Raw genomic sequence first — 19,406 nt, 5'->3', positions numbered from 1 at the left:
AGCCGATCCCGGTCAGCGAACCCGCCTGACGAAAGAGCGGCCGCCCTCGCGCCGCTCGATCTGGAAGATGGGCACGGCCTCGATCAGGTCGGAAAGGCGGTGATAGCCGTAATTGCGGACGTCGAAGCTCGATCGATTGGCGGCAAGTTGCCCCATGGCGGACAGCGAGACGAAGCCTTTCTCATCCCGCTTGGTCGCATCATAGGCTGCGACCAGCAGCTCGACGAGTTCGGGATCGACCGGGGTCTTGGCCTTGGCCGGTCGATTGGGAACGATCGCCGGGGGCAGGGACTCCGCGATCGGCACATCCTTGTTTGGAGGCTTGGCGACGGCCGGCGGTACGGTTGCCGTCACCCGCGGTGGCTGCGGCGGGACGGCCGGGGCCGGAGCGGGCGTTGCGATCTCGGGCACGCGGGCGGCCAGCGCCCCCACATCGATGAAGCGGGTGCAGGCGCGCTTGAAGGCCTCCGGCGTGCGGCTGGTGCCGAATCCGTAGACGGGAATGCCTTCCTGCCGGATGCGCATCGCCAGCGGCATGAAGTCGGAATCGGACGACATGATGCCGAATCCCTCGACCTTGCCGCGGAACAACAGGTCCATGGCGTCGATCGTCATCTTCATGTCGGTGGCGTTCTTGCCCTTGGTCAGGTCGAACTGCTGCTGCGGCTCGATGCCGTGCTTCACCGTCATGTCGCGCCAGCCCTTGAGCGCCGGCTTGGTCCAGTTGCCATAGACCCGGCGGACGTTGACCGTGCCGAGTTCGGCCAGCACGGTCAGCACCGGATCGATGGTGGCGGCGGACGCATTGTCGGCGTCGATCAGCAATGCGATGTTGCGGGTGGGCGTTTCTTCCATGGCCCCCGTGTCGCAAGCCCGGCGTCGCACGGCAAGCCGTCAGCCGCTATTGCCGCGCCGATCGCCATCATAGGCCTGGTCGTTGGCGATGGCATCGGCCTTTTCGGGCCGGAGATGCGCCTCGGGATCGTCGACATCGGTGATGCGATCGGCTTGGCTGCCGATATCGGTCTGCAAATGGCCACCGCCGCTGCTGCCTTCGATCGCCGGGTCGGAATCGGCGATGGCGGCGTCGATCAGTTCGTGATCGTCGGTCTCGCGGGCCGTGGTGGTGCGGGGATTCTCAGCCATGTCATGCTCTCCTTCTGCATGACCAACGGCCCGCCAAACGCCCATGTTCCTCAATCTATCGAGTAGCGTATGCCCATGATCTCATATTCCTTCTCACCCGCGGGCAAGGTCACGCGGCGGAGGTCGCCCAGGCCTGCGCCCCGCAGCGCACGGGCGATCGGCGAGTACCAGCCAACCCGCCCCTGGCCGGCATCCGCTTCGTCGTCGCCGACCAGGGTGAGCACACGCTGCTGATCATCCTCGTCGGCGATGGTGACGGTGCAGCCGAACCAGACGCGCGTCCGGTCTGTCTGGGCGGCGGGATCGACGACCTTGGCCGCCTTCATGCGCTGCGACAGCCAGCCCAGCCGCCGGTCGATCTCACGCAACCGCTTGCGACCATAGATATAGTCGCCATTCTCCGACCGGTCGCCATTGCCGGCGGCCCAGCTGATCGTCTCGACTAGGGCGGGGCGCTCGGTCGCGAACAGCTGCTCATATTCGGTCCGAAGGGCGGCATAGCCGGCGGGGGTGATGTAATTGGGTCGATCGGTCACCCGGCCTCCCTTACTCAACCCGGACGGGTCTTGCCCAGATACCAGCTGAGCCGCGCCGCACCCCGGCTCTTCGACCGGGCGGGGTTCATCAGGTCGTAGACGACGGCATTCTCCAGCACGCGCTGCACATAGTTGCGCGTCTCGCCATAGGGGATCGCCTCCACCCAATCGACCCAGTCGACCGCGCCGGTGCGGGGGTCGCCATTGGCGCGCAGCCATTTGTTCACATTGCCACCGCCCGCATTATAGGCCGCGATCGCAAGCGGATAGCTGCCATAATTGGCATAGACCCGCTGGAAGTAGCTGGCCCCGAGCTGGATCGAGATGAACGGGTCGGACGACAGCTGCTCCGGCGTGAAGCTCAAGCCGATCTTGCCACCCTGCTCGCGCGCGGTGGCGGGCATCAGCTGCATCAGCCCACGTGCGCCGGCGCCCGATATGGCGGCGCGGTCGAACTGGCTTTCCTGGCGCGCGATGGCGTGGATGATCGTCCAGCTGTCGTCATAGCCGGCCGGGATCGGCACCACGGGAAAGCCGATCGCGGAATAGTCGGTCAGCCCGTTCTGCATCGCGCTGCGCCCGACCATCACGCCCAGATCGGGGCGGCCGATCTCGCGCGACAATTGCTCGGCGAGCAGGTGATCGGTGTCGGTCGTGGCATCGGCGGCGATCTGGCGGACGAAGGCGGTCTGGTCCTGCCAGTCGCCGATCTGGCCCAGGAAGCGCGCCGCCGTCACGATCTCGCGCGCGTTGAACGCGGCCCGTACCGCCGGATCGAGCGTCGGGGCGGCGACGGGCGGCGGCGCGGCCAGTGGCCGGCCGGTCCGCTCCAGGGCGAGCTGTCCGTAATATTGGTCGCGATAGCCCGCCGCCTGCGCATAGAATTGCGCGGCTTGCGGCTGGAGCCCCGCCGCCTCGGCCGCGCGGCCGGCCCAATAATAGCCCTTGGCGCGGGTCTGCGGCGCCTGGCTGCCGCGCGCATAGCGTTCGAACAGCGGCATCGCATCGGCGGGGCGGCCGAGCTGCTTCATCGCGACCTGCCCGCCCAACCAGACCAGCGAGGTATAATCGTCCCGCTCGCCATAGGGCTTCTTCGACACGTCGGTGCCGGCGGGATAGGCATCGTCGACCTGGCGGGCGATATCGTAGGCGAGCTGGTACTGGCTGTCCGCCGCCGCGGCACGGGCGTTTACGAGCAGCACCTCATACCATTTCTCGACATCGCCCGGCCGGGTCGCCAGCGTGCGCGGCTGTGCCAGATAGGCGCGCACGCCGGGCGACAGCGTGTTGCGCAGCCAGACCGCACGATCGGCGATGTAGCCGGGGTCGTTGGCGTAGATGGCCTGGGTCGCGGCGGACAGGTCGGCGGCGTTCGGCGCCTTGGTGCGGAAGGCGAGCCGTGCCTCGAACAGCGGGCGCTTGGCTGGGCTGACCAGGGCGAGCTGCCGCTGGGCGAGGCTGGTCTGGCCCTGCCACAATAGCCGGTCCATCCGCGCGTCCTGATCCTCCGGGCGGAGCGCATTGGGGAAATAGGTCAGGATCGCGCTCTCGTCCGCACCCGACAAGGCGCCCATCCGCCAGGCGGCGCGCGCGGCGGCTTGTGCCCCGGCGGCATCGCCGGTGGCGAGCAAGGCGCGTGCCTGAGCCACCGTGCCGGTCGCGGTCAGCGGCGGATAGCGGCGGAAGAAGGCGACGGCATTGGCCGGCGCGGCGTTGGCCGCCTGGCGCTCCGCCGCCCGCCGGTTCGCCGCCTCGCCCGGCCAGCCCGGGTGGCGCTGGGTGAAGCCGGCATAGCTGTCGAAGGGCAGGGCATCGGTCTGGCGTAGCGCCCGCCATTCGGCCAAAGCCGAGGCGATGGCGGGACTGGCGGTCGGTTGCGGCAGGCCGGCGGCGATGCGGTTGGCGGCTTGCGTGGAGGCGCGGTCGCTCTGTTCCTGCGACTGGGGCAGGATGGCCGTGCCGGCGAGAAGGGATAGCAGCAGGGTCGATTTCAGGGGCGCGATCATGTGGACAGGATAGGGATCGAACCCGTATCTGTCCTGAACGAAATTTTGGCGGCTTCTCGCGAACCGCCGCAATAGGACGAAGTATCATAATGTTTTCAGGCTCTATCCCCGCGCTGGTGACACCGTTCGACGCGGCCGGCGGGTTCGCCGAGGCGGCCTTTCGCGACTTCGTGGAATGGCAGATCGCGGAAGGGTCGGCGGCGTTGGTCGCCTGCGGCACCACGGGCGAGGCGGCGACGCTGAGCGCCGAGGAGCATTTCCATGTCGTGCGGGTCTGCGTCGACCAGGCGCGCGGGCGGGTGCCGGTGATCGCTGGGGCCGGATCGAACGACACCCGCGTCGCCGCCGCCAATCTGCGCGCCGCCAGGGAGGCCGGGGCGGACGCCGCGCTGATGGTGCCGCCCTATTACAACCGCCCCTCGCAGGAGGGCATCTTCCGCCATTTCGAGGCGCTGGCCGCCGATGCGCCGCTGCCGATCATCCTCTACAATGTGCCGGGCCGCACCGTCACCGATATCCAGCCGGCGACGCTGATCCGGATCGTCCAGGCCTTTCCCGCGCTGTTCGTCGGGGTGAAGGATGCCAGCGGCGTGCTGCCGCGCGTGACGCAGCACCGGCTGGCGCTGGGCGCGGACTTTGCGCAGCTGTCGGGCAATGACGATCTGGCGCTCGCCTATAACGCGCTGGGCGGGGTGGGTTGCATTTCGGTCACCGCCAATGTCGCGCCGCGCCTGTCCGCCGAGTTCCAGGCCGCCTGCGCCTCGGGCGATCACGCGGCGGCGCTGGCCCTGCACGACCGGCTCTATGCACTGCACGACGCGATGTTCACCGATGCCTCGCCGGGGCCGGTCAAATATGCGCTGACCCGCGTCCGCCCGGACTTCCCGCCCGCGCTCCGCCTGCCGATGACCTGGCCGTCCGACGCGGCGCGGGCGGCGGTGGACGCAGGGCTGGCGATGGCGAGGCTGATCTGATCCAGCTTGTCATATCTGCGCCATGATCCGGGATGATGTTCGTCGCCCTCGGGCGGGGGATGTCGATCGATGCTGTGGGCGCTGTTGCAGATGGTCTCGGGTCCCGTCCTGCCGATCGCCCGGCCGCGCCGTTCCGATGCGCCTTGTCCCGCGAGGCCGGCGGCGAGCGACGAAGTGATCGTGTGCGGCCGCAACGACGATCGCTACCGTCTCAAGCCGCTGCCGCCCCGCCCGGAGCAGCCGCTGATCCCCAAGGCCGCGATGCCGCTGCCCGGCGGCGCCGAGGCGGCGGCCGAGGTCGAGCAAGGCAACGTCGGCGGGGTGCCGAGCAACCGGCTGATGCTGCGCCTGTCCAAGCCCTTCTGACGTCCGGGCGCGCTTCGCACCGCACCGGTCGCAACCGCCGCTTCCCTAAGCGGCATCGCGCGCCTACATCGCCACCATGTCGCGTCCGAAACCAGCCACCTTCGACAAGAAGAAGATCGTCGCCGAGAACCGCAAGGCGCGGTTCGAATATTCGATCGACACGACCTATGAGGCCGGCATCGCCCTGACCGGCACCGAGGTGAAATCGCTGCGCTTCGGCGAGGGGTCGATCGCCGAAAGCTATGCCGAGGTGAAGGATAACCAGGTCTGGCTGATCAACGCCAACGTCCCCGAGTTCAGCCACGGCAACCGCTTCAACCACGAGGCCAAGCGGCCGCGTAAACTGCTCCTTCACGAGCGTGAGATAAACAAGCTTCACGGCGCGGTGGCGCGCGAGGGCATGACCCTGGTGCCGCTAATGGTCTATTTCAACTCGCGGGGGAGGGCGAAGGTGGAGCTGGCATTGGCCAAGGGGCGGAAGAACCACGACAAGCGCGAGGCGATCAAGGAGCGCGACTGGAAGCGGGAGGCGCAACGCATCCTCAAGGATCGCGGCTGATGGCCACGGCCGCGCCGCGCTCGCTGTGGCAGCGTGCGGCCGGCTGGTGTCGGCGCAACCTGCCGACGCGCGAATCGATGGAGCGCAGCCGGATGCTGCGGCCGGTCGCGCATCGCGTATTGGCACCCGAACTGTGGCGCTTCACCCGGCGGTCGGTGCCGCGTGGGGTCGCGCTGGGCATGGTGGCGGGCGTGATGTTCCCGGTCGCGCAGATCGCGATCGCGGCGGCGATCGCGCTGCCGTTCCGCGCCAATGTGCCGGTGGCGGCGCTGACCACCTTCATCACCAATCCCTTCACCACGCCGCTGATATTGATCGCCGCCTATCAGATCGGCCGCTGGGTGCTGCATGTCGATGCCCCCGTGGTGGCGCAGCCGGTGGCGCAGGCGGCGACCGGCTGGCTGCAATGGCTGTGGGAGGCGGGGCCGGCGACGGTCACCGGGCTGGTCATCATCGCGGCGGTCGGCGCGGTGCTGGGCTATGGCCTGTCGGCGCTCGGCTGGCGGCTGTGGATCGCGCGCAAGTGGCGCAACCGCCACGACGCGGCGACATCGTAACATTAGTCACGAACCCTGCATTGACGAGGCGTCGTAGCGACGTACAACAGCATCACTGACCTTGATTGAGGATACTCGATGCGTACGCCGTTGATTGGCCTGATCCTGCTCGCTTCCACCGTTTCCACCACCGCCCTGGCGCAGACCAGCGCCCAGACCGCCAAGCAGACCAGGACGGTCGGCAAGGCCGCGACCGGCCCGGTCGCCCCGGCCAATGCGGACAAGCCGCAGATCGGCGATTTCGGCTTCGACATGGCCGGACGCGACACCAGCGTGCAGCCGGGCAACGACTTCTTCAACTATGCCAGCGGCCGCTGGTACGCCTCGACCGAGATTCCGGCGGACCGGTCGTCCTATGGCATGTTCCACGTCCTCCAGGACCTGTCGCTCGAGCGGACGCGCGGCATCCTGGAAGAGGCGGCAAAGCGCTCGGGCGACAAGACCGGCGACTTCTATACGAGCTTCATGGATCAGGCCGCCATCGACGCCAAGGGCATCACTCCGGTCCGGCCCTGGCTGAACGCGATCAAGGGTGCGGCCGACAAGACCGCGCTGGCCACCGAGATCGCCAAGCTCCAGCGCCAGGGCGTGCGCGGCCTGGTCGGCGTATCGGTCGGGCAGGACGACAAGTCGCCCGAAATCTATGTCGTCAGCCTGGGGCAGGGCGGCATCGGCCTGCCGGACCGTGATTACTACCTGAAGGACGATCCGAAGCTGGCGGCGGTGCGGACGGCCTATCAGGCCTATCTGGCCAAGATGCTGACGCTGGCGGGCGAACCCAATGCCGAGGCGCGCGCGGCGGCGGTGTTCCAGATGGAGAAGGCGATCGCCAACGCCCATTGGTCCGCCGTCCAGAGCCGCGACGCGGACGCGACCTACAATGTCTGGAAGGCCGGCGACTTCGCCGCCAAGGCGCCGGGTTTTCCGTGGCAGCCCTTCCTGACGGAGATGGGCGTGGCCAATCGCCCGATGTATCTGGTCGCGCAGCCCAGCGCGCTGACCGGCGAGGCCAAGGTCTATGCCGACACGCCGCTGCCGGTGCTGAAGGATGCGGCGATGCTCCGCGTCCTGCGCTCCTACGCCTCCTATCTGGCCGCGCCGGTCGACCAGGCGAACTTCGCCTTCTACGGCACCACCCTGTCGGGCACGCCGCAGCAGCAGGCCCGGTGGAAGCGGGCGGTGTCGACCGTCAGCAACGCGATGGGCGAGGCGATCGGCGAGCAATATGTCGCGCGCTACTTTCCGCCCGAGGCCAAGGCGACCGCCGATGCGCTGGTGAAGAATGTCATCGCATCGATGGGCGACCGGTTGAAGAACCTGCAATGGATGGCGCCCGAGACCAAGGCGAAGGCGCTGCAGAAGCTGGCGGCCTTCACGCCCAAGATCGGCTATCCTGACAAGTGGCGCGACTATTCGGCGCTGACCGTCCAGCGTGGCGATCTGGTCGGCAATGTCGCGCGCGCCAATGCCTTCGAATATCAGCGTGAGCTCAACAAGCTCGACAAGCCGCTCGACCGGGGCGAGTGGTTCATGACGCCGATGACGATCAACGCCTATGCCAATCCGGTGATGAACGAGATCGTCTTCCCGGCGGCGATCCTGCAACCGCCCTTCTTCGATCCCAAGGCGGACCCGGCGATCAACTATGGCGGCATCGGCGCGGTGATCGGGCATGAGATCAGCCATCATTTCGATGACCAGGGCCGCAAGTACGACGCCACCGGCAAGCTGACCGACTGGTGGACGCCGCAGGATGTGGAGCGGTTCAAGAGCTTCACCGACAAGCTGGTCGCGCAGTACAATGCCTATGAGCCGATCCCCGGCCAGCATATCCAGGGCGAGTTGACGCTGGGCGAGAACATCGCCGACCTGGCCGGGCTGACCGTGGCGCTCGACGCCTATCACAAGTCGCTGGGCGGCAAGCCGGCGCCGGTGATCGACGGACTGACCGGCGACCAGCGTTTCTATCTGGGCTGGGCGCAGGTGTGGCGGACCAAGTGGCGCGAGCCGGCGCTGCGCCAGGCGCTGCTCTCCGATCCGCATTCGCCGGGGCATGAGCGGACGCTGACCGTCCGCAACCTCGACCCCTGGTATGCGGCGTTCGGCGCGAAGCCGGGTCAGGACATGTATCTGGCACCCGCCGACCGGGTCCGGATCTGGTGAGGGATGGGGCCCTGTCCGTCACGACGGACAGGGCCCTCCACCCGGCGGGGTTTCGCCCGCGCCTCGCTTCGTACAGGTTCAGCGAAACCCGATATAACCGGTTGCGAAGGCAATGGATTGGCGCGAAGCTGGCCTATCGACGCTATTCAGGACAGCCATGACGCGACTTCTTCTCGCCAGCCTGCTCGCCGCCGCCTCGGCGGTCGCGCTCCACGCCCAGACCCAGACGCCGACCGTTGCCCCGGCCGGCGATGCGCCGCAGATCGGCCGCTTCGGTTTCGATGAAGCCGGCATGATGAAGACCACTTCGCCCGGCGACGACTTCTACGCCTATGCCAATGGCGAATGGGCCAAGACCACCGCGATCCCGGCCGACAAGGCCAGCTATGGTGCGTTCGACACGCTCGCCGACCTGTCGCGCGATCGGACGCGAGGCATTCTGGAAGCGGCCGGCGGCAGCAAGATCGGCCAGGCCTATGCCTCCTATCTCGACACCGCCGCGATCGAGGCGAAGGGACTGGCGCCGATCCGTCCCTGGCTCGACATGATCAAGAGGCTGAACGACAAGGCGGGCTATGCCGCCCTGGTCGCAAAGGCGGACCGCAACGGCGTGGGCATCCCCTTTGCCAGCGGCGTCGGCCAGGATGCGCGCCAGTCCGACGTCTATAGCGTCGGCGTCCGCCAGTCGGGCCTGGGGATGCCCGACCGCGACTATTATCTGTCGGCGGACCCCAAGCTGGTCGAGGCGCGCACCGCCTATCAAGCGCATCTGGCGAAGATGCTGACGCTGGCGGGCGAGGCGGATGCGGAGGCGCGCGCCAAGGCGGTGCTCGATTTCGAGACCCGGATTGCGCAGGTCAGCTGGACGCGGATCGACAGTCGCGACCGCGACAAGACCTATAACAGGATGAGCGTCGCCGATCTGACGCGCACGGCCCCCGGCTTCGACTTCGCCACCTATCTGAAGGCGGTCGGCACGCCGGTCGACAACGTCGTCGTCGCACAGCCGAGCGCGGTGACGGGGATCGCAGGCCTGATTGCCGCCACGCCCTTGCCGGTGCTGAAGGACCAGTTGCTGCTGCGGTCGCTCGACGAATTCGCCGACGTGCTGCCCCAGGCCTTCGACCGGGAGCAGTTCGCCTTCTACGGCACGGTCCTGTCGGGCACGCCCCAGCAGGAGGATCGCTGGAAGCGGGCGGTGTCCTTCACCTCGGCCGCGCTGTCCGACGATGTGTCCAAGGTCTATGTCGCCCGCTATTTCCCGCCCGAGACCAAGGCGGCGGCGGACATGCTGGTCCGCAACGTGCTGGCGGCGATGGGCCAGCGCATCGACAAGCTCGACTGGATGGCCCCGGCCACCAAGAAGGCCGCCCATGCCAAGCTGGCCGCCTTCACGCCGAAGATCGGTTATCCCGACCGTTGGCGCGACCTGTCGGGCCTGCGCATCGAAAAGGGGGATGCGTTCGGCAACTCCCTGCGGGCGGCGCAGTGGCTGCACGACTATAATATCGGTCATCTCGGCAAGCCGATCCAGCGCTGGGAATGGGGCATGACGCCGATGACGGTCAACGCCTATGCCAATTTCGGCATGGTCGAGATCGTGTTTCCGGCGGCGATCCTGCAACCGCCCTTCTTCGATCCCAAGGCGGACCCGGCGGTCAATTACGGCGGCATCGGCGCGGTGATCGGCCATGAACTGAGCCATCATTTCGACGACCAGGGATCGAAGTTCGACGCCAGGGGCCGGCTGATCGACTGGTGGACGCCGGCCGATGTCGCCGCCTTCAAGCAGCGCACGGGCGCGCTGGTGCGCCAGTATGACGCCTATGAACCGTTGCCCGGCCTGCATGTGAAGGGGGCGCTGACGCTGGGCGAGAATGTCGCCGATCTGGCCGGCCTGTCGGTCGCGCATGATGCCTATAAGGCGTCGCTCAAGGGGCGCGCGGCACCGGTGATCGACGGCTTCACCGGCGACCAGCGTTTCTATCTGGGTTGGGCGCAGGTGTGGCGGCGCAACTATCGCGACGCGAATCTTCGCAATCGCTTGCTGACTGATCCGCACAGCCCGTCGCAGCAACGGGCCTGGGTCGTCCGCAATCTCGATCCCTGGTATGCCGCCTATCAGCCCAAGTCGGACGAAACGCTGTACCTGACGCCGGAGCAGCGCGTCCGCATCTGGTGATCGGACATCGGCATCGGCGGCGCGGTGCTTGACGCCGCGCCATTGCCCGTGGACACGGATAACCCGATGCCCTCCTTCACGCCCAGTCCCTCGTCGATCCGCGTCGCCGCCCTCGCCATCGGCGCGGCGGCGCTGGCGGCGGCGCTGCTCATCCTGGTCACGATCGGCAGCATCGCGATGGCGGGCGGCTTCCTGGCGGCGGGTTTCGTCGCGGGTGGTGCGATGGCGGCGTGGCGGTTGCTGCGGCCGCCGGCCGAGACGGGGATGGCGCGGATCGACTGGACGATCACCCGCACCATCGCCGCGACCACCGATGCGGCCGTGGCCGTCACCGACCGCGCCGGCCGGCTGGTCTGCGCCAACGATGCCTATGAGGCGCTGTTCGAGGGGTTGCCGACGCCGCCCGTGCTGCCGCTCGACACGGCGGGCGTCGCGGCCCTGGGGCAGGCGGGGCGGACCGCGTGGCGGGACGGCCGTGCCGAGGTGAAGGGCCTGATCGGCGCGGAAATGGGATTGGACGCGACGGTCATCCGCGCCGGCGAGGATGCCGATGTCCTGGTCTGGCGCTTCGTCACCACCGGCGAGCATGACTTGGCCGCGCGGATCGAGTCGATGCTGGGCGGTACGATCGGCGACCGGCTCGGACAGGGCGGCGTGATGGTCGCGCTGCTCACCCCGAACGGCCGGGTGCGGGCGGCCACGCCGGTCCTGTCGCAGCGGGCGAGCGGTGGCAGCGGGTCGATCATCGGGCGCGACTTCGCCCATTGCCTGATCACCGACAGCCTGGGCCTGGTCCGGTTCGAGCGCGAGGGGCTGGAGGGATCGCCGCTGCGGCTGATCCAGCTTCCCTTCGCGGAGGGCGACGAGATGCCGATCCTGCTCGCGATCCTGGACGACCGCCACGACGCGCCGGCGATCGGCGCCTCGGCCTCCGCCCATGTGCGCAGCCTGGTGTCGCTGATGCCGTTCGGCATGGCGCTGGTCGACCGTGACGGCCGGTTCCTCCAGATGAACAACGCCTTCGTCCGCGCCGCCGGTGTCGATGCGGCGGCCCCGCCGCTCTATCCGGGAGACTTGGTGGTGCGCGAGGACAAGTCGGCGGTGGCGGACGCGATCCGCCGCTTCGCCAGCGGCGCGACCCATTCCGCCGACATGGCGGTGCGGCTGAAGGACCATCCGGACGAGCCGGTGGCGCTGACCATCGCGGGCGCGCGGGGCCTGGGCGATGCGGCGGTGCTGCTCAGCCTGAAGGACAATAGCGAGGAGAGCCGGCTGAAGCGCGAGGTGGCGCAGGCCACCAAGATGCAGGCGGTCGGCCAGTTGGCCGGCGGCGTCGCCCACGACTTCAACAATATCCTAACCGCGATCCTAGGGCATTGCGACCTGATGCTGATGCGCCATTCACCCGGCGACAGCGACTATGACGACATCCAGCAGATCCGCACCAATTCGAACCGTGCCGCGAGCCTGACACGCCAGCTGCTCGCCTTCTCGCGCCAGCAGACACTGCGCCCGCAGGTGCTGCAATTGCCTGACGTGGTGTCGGAAGTGTCCAACCTGCTCAAGCGGCTGATGGGCGAGACCGTGCGGCTGGAGGTCACGCATGGCCGCAACCTGGGGCCCGTCCGCGCCGATCCCGGTCAGCTGGAGCAGGTGGTCGTCAACCTGGCGGTCAATGCGCGCGACGCGATCGTCAGCGCCAATCCGCAGGGCGGCGGCACCCTGACCATCCAGACCCGCGCCGTCACCGCCGCCGAGGTCCGCGCCATGGGGTCGGACATCCTGCCGCCGGCCGACTATACCGCCCTGTCGGTCAGCGACACCGGCACCGGCATTCCCCCCGACATCATCGGCAAGATCTTCGAACCCTTCTTCACCACCAAGGAACTGGGCAAGGGCACGGGGCTCGGCCTGTCGACCGTCTATGGCATCGTGAAGCAGTCGGGCGGCTGGATCTTCGCCGAGTCGAAGCCCGGTCAGGGCGCGACCTTCACCATCTATCTGCCGGTGCACAGCGCCGTCGCCGATCCGTTGCGCGCGCCGCCCAAGCCCCTGCCGCGCCAGGGCGACACCTGGGGCTCGGGTGTCGTGCTGCTGGTCGAGGACGAGGATATGGTCCGCGCAGTGGCCGAACGGGCCCTTGTGCGCCAGGGCTATACCGTCTTGACCGCCGACAATGGCGAGACGGCGCTGGAAGTGCTGCGTACCAGCGGGCAGCCCGATCTGCTCATCTCCGACGTGGTGATGCCGACGATGGACGGCCCCACCATGGTGCGGGAGGTGCGCAAGCGCTATCCCGCGTTGCCGGTGCTGTTCATGTCCGGCTATGCCGAGGAGCAGTTGCGCAAGTCGATCGACATCGACAAGGTCGCCTTCCTGCCCAAGCCCTTCTCCGTTCAGCAACTGGGCGAAGCCGCCCGCGATCTGCTGCGTCCAGCTTGATGCAGATCAAATCGGATACGCCTGTCATTGCGTCGCTTGTCGGAACATGGCTAAGAGACATGCGATGACCGTTGCGAAGCAAATCCTTATCGTCGAGGACGAGCCCTTGATCGCCATGATGCTCGAGGATTTCCTCGACGTCCTCGAACAGGGGGTGGCCGGAAGCGTCGATACCGTGGCCGGAGCGCTTGAACGCGTCGGGCAGGGCGGCATCGATGCCGCGATCCTCGACGTCAACCTGCGCGGCGGCGAGAAGAGTACGCCGATCGCCGAGGCGCTGGCGGATGCGGGGGTTCCCTTCGTCTTCGCCACCGGCGGCAGCGACGAGAGCGTCGACGAGCGGTTCCGCGACCGGCCCGTTCTGCAAAAGCCGTTCACGATGGACGGCGTGCGCAAGGCGCTCGACCTGCTCTGATCGCGTAAGCGCACGCAATCTACTTGCGTTGAAGGGGGCTCCCGCGACATAGGCGTGCGCCATGAGCCAGTTCGACAAATCCCGCCTGCCGTCGCGTCACGTTTCCGTTGGTCCGGAGCGGGCGCCGCATCGCTCCTATTATTACGCGATGGGCATCTCCGAGGAGGATATCGCCAAGCCGTTCGTTGCCCTGGCCTCCGCCGGCAACAACAGCGCGCCCTGCAACACCACGCTCGATGGCCAGGCCGATGCCGCGCAGGCCGGCGTGATCCAGGGCGGCGGAATGCCGCGCCGCTTCAACACCATCACCGTCACCGACGGCATCGCCATGGGTCATCAGGGCATGAAGGCCTCGCTGGTCAGCCGCGAGGTCATCGCCGACTCGGTCGAACTCTCGGTGCGCGGCCATTGCTATGACGCGCTGGTCGGCTTTGCCGGCTGCGACAAGTCGCTGCCCGGCATGATGATGGCCATGCTGCGGCTCAATATCCCGTCGATCTTCGTCTATGGCGGCTCGATCCTGCCCGGCCGCTACAACGACCGGGACGTGACGGTGGTCGACGTGTTCGAGGTCGTCGGCAAATATGCCGCCGGCGCCTGCCCGATCTCCGAGGTGCATGAGCTGGAAAAGGTCGCCTGCCCCGGCCACGGCGCGTGCGGCGGCCAGTTCACCGCCAACACCATGGCATGCGTCGGGGAGGCGATCGGCCTGTCGCTGCCGAACAGCAACATGGTGCCCGCCCCCTATACGACGCGCGAGCAGATCGCGGTCGCGGCGGGCGCGCAGGTGATGGAACTGGTGGCGAAGAATATCCGTCCGCGCGACATCTGCACCCGCGAAGCCTTCGTCAACGCCGCGCGGATCGTCGCGGCGACCGGCGGCTCGACGAATGCGGCGCTGCACCTGCCGGCGATGGCGAACGAGGCCGGTATCGACTTCGACCTGTTCGACGTCGCCGAGGCGTTCAAGTCCACCCCCTATATCGCCGACCTGAAGCCGGGCGGCCGCTATGTCGCCAAGGACATGTACGAGGCGGGCGGCGTCTATATGTTGATGAAGACGATGCTGGTGGGCGGCCTGCTCGACGGCAATTGCCTGACCGTCACCGGCCGCACCCTGGGCGAGAATATCGACCAGGTGACGTGGAACCCCGACCAGAAGGTCATCTACGACGTGCGGACGCCGATCAGCCCGACCGGCGGCGTCGTCGGCCTGCGGGGTTCGCTCGCCCCCGATGGCGCGATCGTCAAGGTGGCGGGGATGCAGCGCCTCCAGTTCGAGGGGCCGGCGCGCGTCTTCGATTGCGAGGAGGATGCGTTCGCCGCAGTCGAGGCGCGGTCGATCGAGGAGGGCGAGGTCGTCGTCATCCGGTACGAGGGGCCGAAGGGCGGGCCCGGGATGCGCGAGATGCTGTCCACCACCGCCGCGCTCTATGGTCTGGGCATGGGCGAGAAGGTCGCGCTGATCACCGACGGTCGCTTTTCGGGCGCGACGCGCGGCTTCTGCATCGGCCATGTCGGCCCGGAAGCGGCCGAGGGCGGCCCGATCGGGCTGGTCGAGCAGGGTGACCGCATCCGCATCGACGCCGAGGCGGGTACGATCGACCTGCTGGTCGACGAAGAGGTGCTCGCCGTGCGCCGCGCCGCCTGGACCCCGCGCGTCAACGGCTATGGCTCGGGCGCCTTGTGGCGCTACGCGCAGAATGTCGGCCCGGCGCATCAAGGCGCGGTGACCCATCCCGGTGCGGCGGCCGAGCGTCATGTCTATGCGGATATCTGACCGGCAGGGCTGGATCGCTCATCGGATGGAATTGCGCTAGACCAGTGGGATGATATCGATCGAAGGATGCCCCGTCGTCACCGCCGACGCCATGCGCGCGGCCGAACAAGCGCATGGCGATCTCGGCGGGTTGATGGACCGTGCGGGACGCGGCGTGGGGGAGGCGGTCCGCCGCCTCGCCGGCGGGGCGGAGGTGCTGGTGCTGTGCGGGCCTGGCAATAATGGTGGCGACGGCTATGTCGCGGCCGCCTATCTGCGCGCCATGGGCCATATGGTGCGGGTCGCGCGCAGCGGCGAGCCGCGAAGCGACCTGGCGAAGGCCGCCGCGTCGCAGTGGAGCGGGCCGGTCGAGGATGTGGCGGAGGCCGCAGCGGCGCCGGTGGTCGTCGACGCCCTGTTCGGGACGGGCCTGTCACGGCCGCTGGAGCCGGCGATCGCCGATCCGCTCCGCCGGCTGGTCGAGGCGGCGGCGCTGGCCGTTGCGGTCGACCTGCCCTCGGGCGTCGGCAGCGATGACGGGGCCTTGCTGGTGGAGGACGCACCCGGCTTCACGCTCACCCTGGCGCTCGGCGCCCTCAAGCCTGCGCACGTCTTGCAGCCGGCGATGCGGACGATGGGCGCGATCCGGCTGGTGCCGATCGGATTGCCGGCCTCCGCGCTGGCCGGCCGGGTGGCGATGATCGCGCCGCCGCGCCTCGCCGCGCCCGATCCGGACTCGCACAAATACACGCGCGGCATGGTCGCGATCGTCGCCGGCACGATGGCCGGGGCGGCGCGCCTGTCGGCCGAGGCGGCGTTGCGATCGGGTGCCGGCTATGCCGCGATCTATGGCGATCGGTCGGGGCTTGGGCCGGCGGCGATCGTCCACCGGCCACGCGACGACGCGGCGGCGCTCGACGATCCGCGCATCGGTGCGATCGTGATCGGACCCGGGCTGGGGCGCGACGATGCGGCGCGCGTGCGGCTGGAACGGCTGGTCGCGGCGGACCGGCATCCGCTGGTCATCGATGGCGACGCGCTGCACCTGCTCGACCCGGCGACCTTGCCGGATCGCGATTGCCCGGTGATCCTCACCCCTCATCAAGGCGAGTTCGAGGCGCTGTTCGGCAAGGGCGGCGGCAGCGTGATCGACCGGGCGCGCGACGCCGCCCGCGCGACGGGGGCGGTCGTCGTGTTCAAGGGCGCGACCACGGTCATCGCCAATCGCCACCGCGCCATCGTCCATCCGGGCGGCAATGCCTGGCTGTCGACCGCCGGCACCGGGGACGTGCTGACCGGCGCGATCGCCGCGATGCTGGCGGGCGGCCATGGTACGCCGATCGAGGCGGCGGCCGCCGGCGTCTGGCTGCACGCGGAGGCTGGACGGCGCTGTGGTGCAAGCTTTATCGCGGACGACCTGGCCACGGCCCTGACCCTGACACGAGCATCCCTATGACCCCGATCCTGCGCGTCGCCGCCCTTGGCGATGGCGTGACCGCCGATGGCCGCCACGCCGCCCTTGCCGCACCCGGCGACCTGCTGAACGACGATGGCGGCGTGACCCCCGGTCCGCATCACCAGACGCCGCCCTGCCGCCATTTCCCGCAATGCGGCGGATGCCAGCTCCAGCATCTGGACGATGAAAGCTATGCGGGCTTCGTCGCCGACCGGGTGGCGAGCGCCCTGGACGGGCAAGGCCTCAGCGCCCCCCTCCGCGCGCCGCTGGTATCGCCGCCCGATACGCGGCGGCGGGCGACGCTGCATGCCGACAAGGGGCTGCTGGGCTTCACCGCCGCGCAGAGCCATGCGATCGTCGACCTGCGCGAATGCCATATCCTGACGCCGGAGCTGTTCGTGCTGGTCGCACCGCTGCGGTCGCTGCTCCAGCGCCTGGGGTTGAAGCGGCGGGCGGATGTACACCTGACCCTGTCGGACCAGGGGGCGGACATATTGGTCACCGGCTTCGCGCCCGAAGGATTGAAGGCGGCGGAGACGCTCAACGACTTCTGCGCGAAGCATGGCGTCGCACGTTTCGCGGTCGATGGGGGTGACGGCGCGGAGACGCGCTGGGAACCGCAGCCGGTGACGATCACCCTGGGCGGCCTCCCGGTCGGACTGCCGCACGCCAGCTTCCTTCAGGCGACGCGCGAGGGCGAGGCGGCGCTGGTCGCCGCCGTGCGCGAGGCGACCGAGGGCGCGAAGACGGTGGCGGACCTGTTCGCGGGGCTGGGCACCTTCGCCCTGGCGCTGCCGGCCAAGGTCTATGCCGCCGAGGGCGCGCGCGATGCCCTGATGGCGTTGAAGCTGGCGGCGAATGCCCGACAGCGGGCGGTCTTCGCCGAGCATCGCGACCTCTACCGGCGGCCGCTGACGGTCACCGAGCTGAATCGGTTCGACGCGGTGGTGATCGATCCGCCACGCTCCGGCGCGCGCGAGCAGGCGGCGGCGCTGGCCGAATGCATGGTGAAGCGGATCGCCTATGTCTCGTGCAATCCGGCCAGCTTCGCGCGCGACGCCAAGCTGATGGTCGAGGCGGGCTGGCGGATCGACTGGGTGCAGCCGGTCGGGCAGTTCCGCTGGTCGACCCATGTCGAGCTGGCCGCCTGCTTCAGTAGATAGCGCCGGTGAAGAACAGTCCGTCCGGCGGGGCATTGAGCCCCAGCCGGGCGCGATCGCGCGCCGCCAGTGCTTCGCCGACCTGATCGGGTGTCCAGCGGCCCATGCCGACCATCGCCAGGCAGCCGACCATCGAGCGGACCTGATGATGCAGGAACGACCGCGCGGCGGCACGGATCGCGATGCGGTCGGCGGTCCGGGTGACGGTCAGCGTGTCGAGCGTGCGGACCGGGCTGTCCGCCTGGCAATGGGCGGAGCGGAAGGTGGTGAAGTCGTGGCGGCCGAGCAGATGCGCCGCGCCTGCCGCCATCGCGTCCTCGTTCAACGGCTGTGGCACCTGCCACGCCAGCCCCGCCTCCCAGGTCAGCGGCGCGCGGCGATTGACGATGCGATATTCGTAAGCGCGGCCGAGGCAGGAAAAGCGCGCATGCCAGTGGTCGGGCACCGGTTCGCAGGCCAGCACCGCGACCGGGTTGGGGCGAAGCCGGGCGTTGAGCGCTTCCATCAGGCGGAACGGGGCGATCGGCTTGGCGATGTCGCAATGCGCGCGCATCGCCAGTCCATGCACGCCCGCATCGGTGCGCCCGGCGGCATGGACGGTGACCGTCTCGCCGGTGATTTCATGCGCCGCCGTCTCCAGCGCCTGCTGCACCGAGGGGCCGTGCGACTGGCGTTGCCAGCCCATGAAGGGCCGGCCGTCGAACTCGATGGTCAGCGCGAAGCGGGTCAAAGCCGGCTACCTGCCGGGATCGGAAAGCCGCGGAGCAGATCCGCCGCGTTGGTCACGCCGCGTCCGGCGCGCTGGACCAGCGTCGGGCGGATCGCGTCCGTGCCACAGGCGATGGTCAGCCGGTCATCCAGCACGGTGCCGGCCGGACCGCCATCAATCGAGATGATGTCGGCGGCGAGCAGCTTGATCCGCTCGCCCTGCCATTCGAACCAGGCACCCGGGGCGGGGTTCATCGCCCGGATGCGACGTTCGACGGTGACGGCCGGCTCGGCAAAGTCCAGCCGCGCCTCCGCCTTGTCGATCTTGGCGGCATAGGTGATGCCGTCCTCGGGCTGCGGGATGGCCGGATGGCCGGGCAGGTCGGCGAGCACCTCCACCATCAACCGTGCGCCGAGCCGGGACAATTCGGCGGACAGATCGCCCGCCGTCTTGCCGTCGACGCTCGTCCGCCCCTCCAGCCGAACGGGGCCGGTATCGAGCCCCGCTTCCATCTGCATGATCCCGACGCCGGACTCCGCATCGCCGGCCAGGATCGCACGCTGCACCGGCGCGGCCCCGCGCCAGCGCGGCAGCAGCGAGCCATGGACGTTGAGGCAGCCATGGACCGGCGCGTCCAGCACCGCGCGCGGCAGGATCAGGCCATAGGCCGCGACCACCGCCATGTCCGCTCCGTGCCCTGCGAAGGTCGCCTGAGCCTGTGCGTCGCGCAACGATGCCGGCACATGTACCGCGATGCCCAGCCGTTCGGCGGCCTGTTGCACCGGGGAGGCGACGAGCGCGCGCCCGCGACGCCCGGCGGGGCGGGGGGGTTGGCTGTAGACGGCGACGACGTCGTGGCCGGCGGCGACCAGCGCCTCCAGCGTCGGCACGGCGAAGTCGGGGGTTCCCATGAAGACGATCCGCATGATGCGCCTTCAACGCGCTGGCGGGCGGCGGCGCAACCCCCTATCTGTTC

General features: G+C 68.8%; 17 protein-coding genes. 11 read left to right on the top strand and 6 right to left on the bottom strand.

Annotation, left to right across the window (positions count from 1 at the left end):
- Positions 1 to 12: 12 nt before the first annotated feature.
- Genes BRX43_RS05020 through BRX43_RS05005 form a run of 4 tightly spaced genes read right to left on the bottom strand, consistent with a single transcriptional unit; the run spans position 13 to position 3,688 of the window.
- Positions 13 to 855, bottom strand: a complete 843-nt coding sequence (locus BRX43_RS05020) for an NYN domain-containing protein (protein WP_125993766.1) — start codon at positions 853 to 855, stop codon at positions 13 to 15.
- 39 nt (positions 856 to 894) lie between these two features.
- Positions 895 to 1,146 (bottom strand): hypothetical protein, encoded by a 252-nt coding sequence (locus BRX43_RS05015; RefSeq protein WP_125993765.1) that lies wholly within the window; start codon positions 1,144 to 1,146, stop codon positions 895 to 897.
- 50 nt (positions 1,147 to 1,196) lie between these two features.
- Positions 1,197 to 1,682, bottom strand: a complete 486-nt coding sequence (greB, locus tag BRX43_RS05010; protein WP_125993764.1) for a transcription elongation factor GreB — start codon at positions 1,680 to 1,682, stop codon at positions 1,197 to 1,199.
- 14 nt (positions 1,683 to 1,696) lie between these two features.
- Positions 1,697 to 3,688, bottom strand: coding sequence for a lytic transglycosylase domain-containing protein (locus BRX43_RS05005; RefSeq protein WP_125993763.1), 1,992 nt, complete (start codon positions 3,686 to 3,688; stop codon positions 1,697 to 1,699).
- Positions 3,689 to 3,777: 89 nt separating this feature from the next.
- On the opposite strand from BRX43_RS05005, the gene dapA reads away from it, so the two are divergent.
- From dapA to BRX43_RS04950, 11 genes are all read left to right on the top strand, one after another.
- Entirely contained in the window at positions 3,778 to 4,662 is an 885-nt protein-coding gene (gene dapA, locus BRX43_RS05000; protein WP_125993762.1) for a 4-hydroxy-tetrahydrodipicolinate synthase, read from the top strand.
- A 69-nt stretch (positions 4,663 to 4,731) separates the two neighbouring features.
- Positions 4,732 to 5,028, top strand: coding sequence for a hypothetical protein (locus BRX43_RS04995; RefSeq protein WP_125993761.1), 297 nt, complete (start codon positions 4,732 to 4,734; stop codon positions 5,026 to 5,028).
- A gap of 76 nt (positions 5,029 to 5,104) precedes the next feature.
- Positions 5,105 to 5,587, top strand: coding sequence for an SsrA-binding protein SmpB (gene smpB, locus BRX43_RS04990; protein WP_125993760.1), 483 nt, complete (start codon positions 5,105 to 5,107; stop codon positions 5,585 to 5,587).
- The gene (locus BRX43_RS04985) at positions 5,587 to 6,144 is read left to right on the top strand and encodes a DUF2062 domain-containing protein (RefSeq protein ID WP_125993759.1); all 558 of its coding nucleotides are present in this window, start codon (positions 5,587 to 5,589) and stop codon (positions 6,142 to 6,144) included. The genes smpB and BRX43_RS04985 overlap by 1 nt, the downstream gene beginning before the upstream one ends.
- Positions 6,145 to 6,222: 78 nt before the next feature.
- On the top strand, positions 6,223 to 8,307 hold the full coding sequence (locus BRX43_RS04980) for a M13 family metallopeptidase (protein WP_125993758.1): 2,085 nt from the start codon (positions 6,223 to 6,225) through the stop codon (positions 8,305 to 8,307).
- 157 nt (positions 8,308 to 8,464) lie between these two features.
- Complete coding sequence (locus tag BRX43_RS04975) at positions 8,465 to 10,489, top strand: M13-type metalloendopeptidase (protein WP_125993757.1); 2,025 nt, start codon at positions 8,465 to 8,467, stop codon at positions 10,487 to 10,489.
- A gap of 66 nt (positions 10,490 to 10,555) precedes the next feature.
- A complete protein-coding gene (locus BRX43_RS04970) occupies positions 10,556 to 12,931 on the top strand; it encodes a response regulator (protein WP_125993756.1) in 2,376 nt (791 codons plus the stop codon).
- A 64-nt stretch (positions 12,932 to 12,995) separates the two neighbouring features.
- Entirely contained in the window at positions 12,996 to 13,346 is a 351-nt protein-coding gene (locus BRX43_RS04965; protein ID WP_125993755.1) for a response regulator, read from the top strand.
- A gap of 61 nt (positions 13,347 to 13,407) precedes the next feature.
- On the top strand, positions 13,408 to 15,126 hold the full coding sequence (ilvD, locus tag BRX43_RS04960; protein WP_125993754.1) for a dihydroxy-acid dehydratase: 1,719 nt from the start codon (positions 13,408 to 13,410) through the stop codon (positions 15,124 to 15,126).
- A 49-nt stretch (positions 15,127 to 15,175) separates the two neighbouring features.
- A complete protein-coding gene (locus BRX43_RS04955) occupies positions 15,176 to 16,561 on the top strand; it encodes an NAD(P)H-hydrate dehydratase (protein ID WP_125993753.1) in 1,386 nt (461 codons plus the stop codon).
- The gene (locus tag BRX43_RS04950; protein WP_125993752.1) at positions 16,558 to 17,724 is read left to right on the top strand and encodes a class I SAM-dependent RNA methyltransferase; all 1,167 of its coding nucleotides are present in this window, start codon (positions 16,558 to 16,560) and stop codon (positions 17,722 to 17,724) included. The genes BRX43_RS04955 and BRX43_RS04950 overlap by 4 nt, the downstream gene beginning before the upstream one ends.
- Here the strand turns inward: BRX43_RS04950 and truA are convergent.
- Both truA and fmt read right to left on the bottom strand, forming a co-directional pair.
- The gene (truA, locus tag BRX43_RS04945) at positions 17,714 to 18,451 is read right to left on the bottom strand and encodes a tRNA pseudouridine(38-40) synthase TruA (RefSeq protein WP_125993751.1); all 738 of its coding nucleotides are present in this window, start codon (positions 18,449 to 18,451) and stop codon (positions 17,714 to 17,716) included. The two genes, BRX43_RS04950 and truA, sit on opposite strands and share 11 nt — an antisense overlap.
- Positions 18,448 to 19,356, bottom strand: coding sequence for a methionyl-tRNA formyltransferase (gene fmt, locus BRX43_RS04940; RefSeq protein WP_125993750.1), 909 nt, complete (start codon positions 19,354 to 19,356; stop codon positions 18,448 to 18,450). Before fmt ends, truA begins: the two co-directional genes overlap by 4 nt.
- Between the last annotated feature and the right edge of the window lie 50 nt (positions 19,357 to 19,406).

Origin of the sequence: Sphingomonas sp. S-NIH.Pt15_0812 (assembly GCF_003951315.1) — a bacterium.
Lineage (GTDB): Bacteria > Pseudomonadota > Alphaproteobacteria > Sphingomonadales > Sphingomonadaceae > Sphingomonas.
The sequence above is the reverse complement of the archived record's forward strand: the minus strand, read 5'-3'. Positions and strand labels throughout refer to the sequence as shown.

Excerpts from the sequence above, each read along its gene's own strand:
- BRX43_RS04965 (WP_125993755.1), top strand. The coding sequence starts at position 12,996 with ATGACCGTTGCGAAGCAAATCCTTATCGTCGAGGACGAGCCCTTGATC.
- BRX43_RS05020 (WP_125993766.1), bottom strand. The coding sequence starts at position 855 with ATGGAAGAAACGCCCACCCGCAACATCGCATTGCTGATCGACGCCGAC.
- BRX43_RS04950 (WP_125993752.1), top strand. The coding sequence starts at position 16,558 with ATGACCCCGATCCTGCGCGTCGCCGCCCTTGGCGATGGCGTGACCGCC.
- fmt (WP_125993750.1), bottom strand. The coding sequence starts at position 19,356 with ATGCGGATCGTCTTCATGGGAACCCCCGACTTCGCCGTGCCGACGCTG.
- BRX43_RS04970 (WP_125993756.1), top strand. The coding sequence starts at position 10,556 with ATGCCCTCCTTCACGCCCAGTCCCTCGTCGATCCGCGTCGCCGCCCTC.
- ilvD (WP_125993754.1), top strand. The coding sequence starts at position 13,408 with ATGAGCCAGTTCGACAAATCCCGCCTGCCGTCGCGTCACGTTTCCGTT.
- BRX43_RS05005 (WP_125993763.1), bottom strand. The coding sequence starts at position 3,688 with ATGATCGCGCCCCTGAAATCGACCCTGCTGCTATCCCTTCTCGCCGGC.
- BRX43_RS05015 (WP_125993765.1), bottom strand. The coding sequence starts at position 1,146 with ATGGCTGAGAATCCCCGCACCACCACGGCCCGCGAGACCGACGATCAC.
- smpB (WP_125993760.1), top strand. The coding sequence starts at position 5,105 with ATGTCGCGTCCGAAACCAGCCACCTTCGACAAGAAGAAGATCGTCGCC.
- dapA (WP_125993762.1), top strand. The coding sequence starts at position 3,778 with ATGTTTTCAGGCTCTATCCCCGCGCTGGTGACACCGTTCGACGCGGCC.
- BRX43_RS04985 (WP_125993759.1), top strand. The coding sequence starts at position 5,587 with ATGGCCACGGCCGCGCCGCGCTCGCTGTGGCAGCGTGCGGCCGGCTGG.
- BRX43_RS04995 (WP_125993761.1), top strand. The coding sequence starts at position 4,732 with ATGCTGTGGGCGCTGTTGCAGATGGTCTCGGGTCCCGTCCTGCCGATC.
- BRX43_RS04955 (WP_125993753.1), top strand. The coding sequence starts at position 15,176 with ATGATATCGATCGAAGGATGCCCCGTCGTCACCGCCGACGCCATGCGC.
- BRX43_RS04975 (WP_125993757.1), top strand. The coding sequence starts at position 8,465 with ATGACGCGACTTCTTCTCGCCAGCCTGCTCGCCGCCGCCTCGGCGGTC.
- BRX43_RS04980 (WP_125993758.1), top strand. The coding sequence starts at position 6,223 with ATGCGTACGCCGTTGATTGGCCTGATCCTGCTCGCTTCCACCGTTTCC.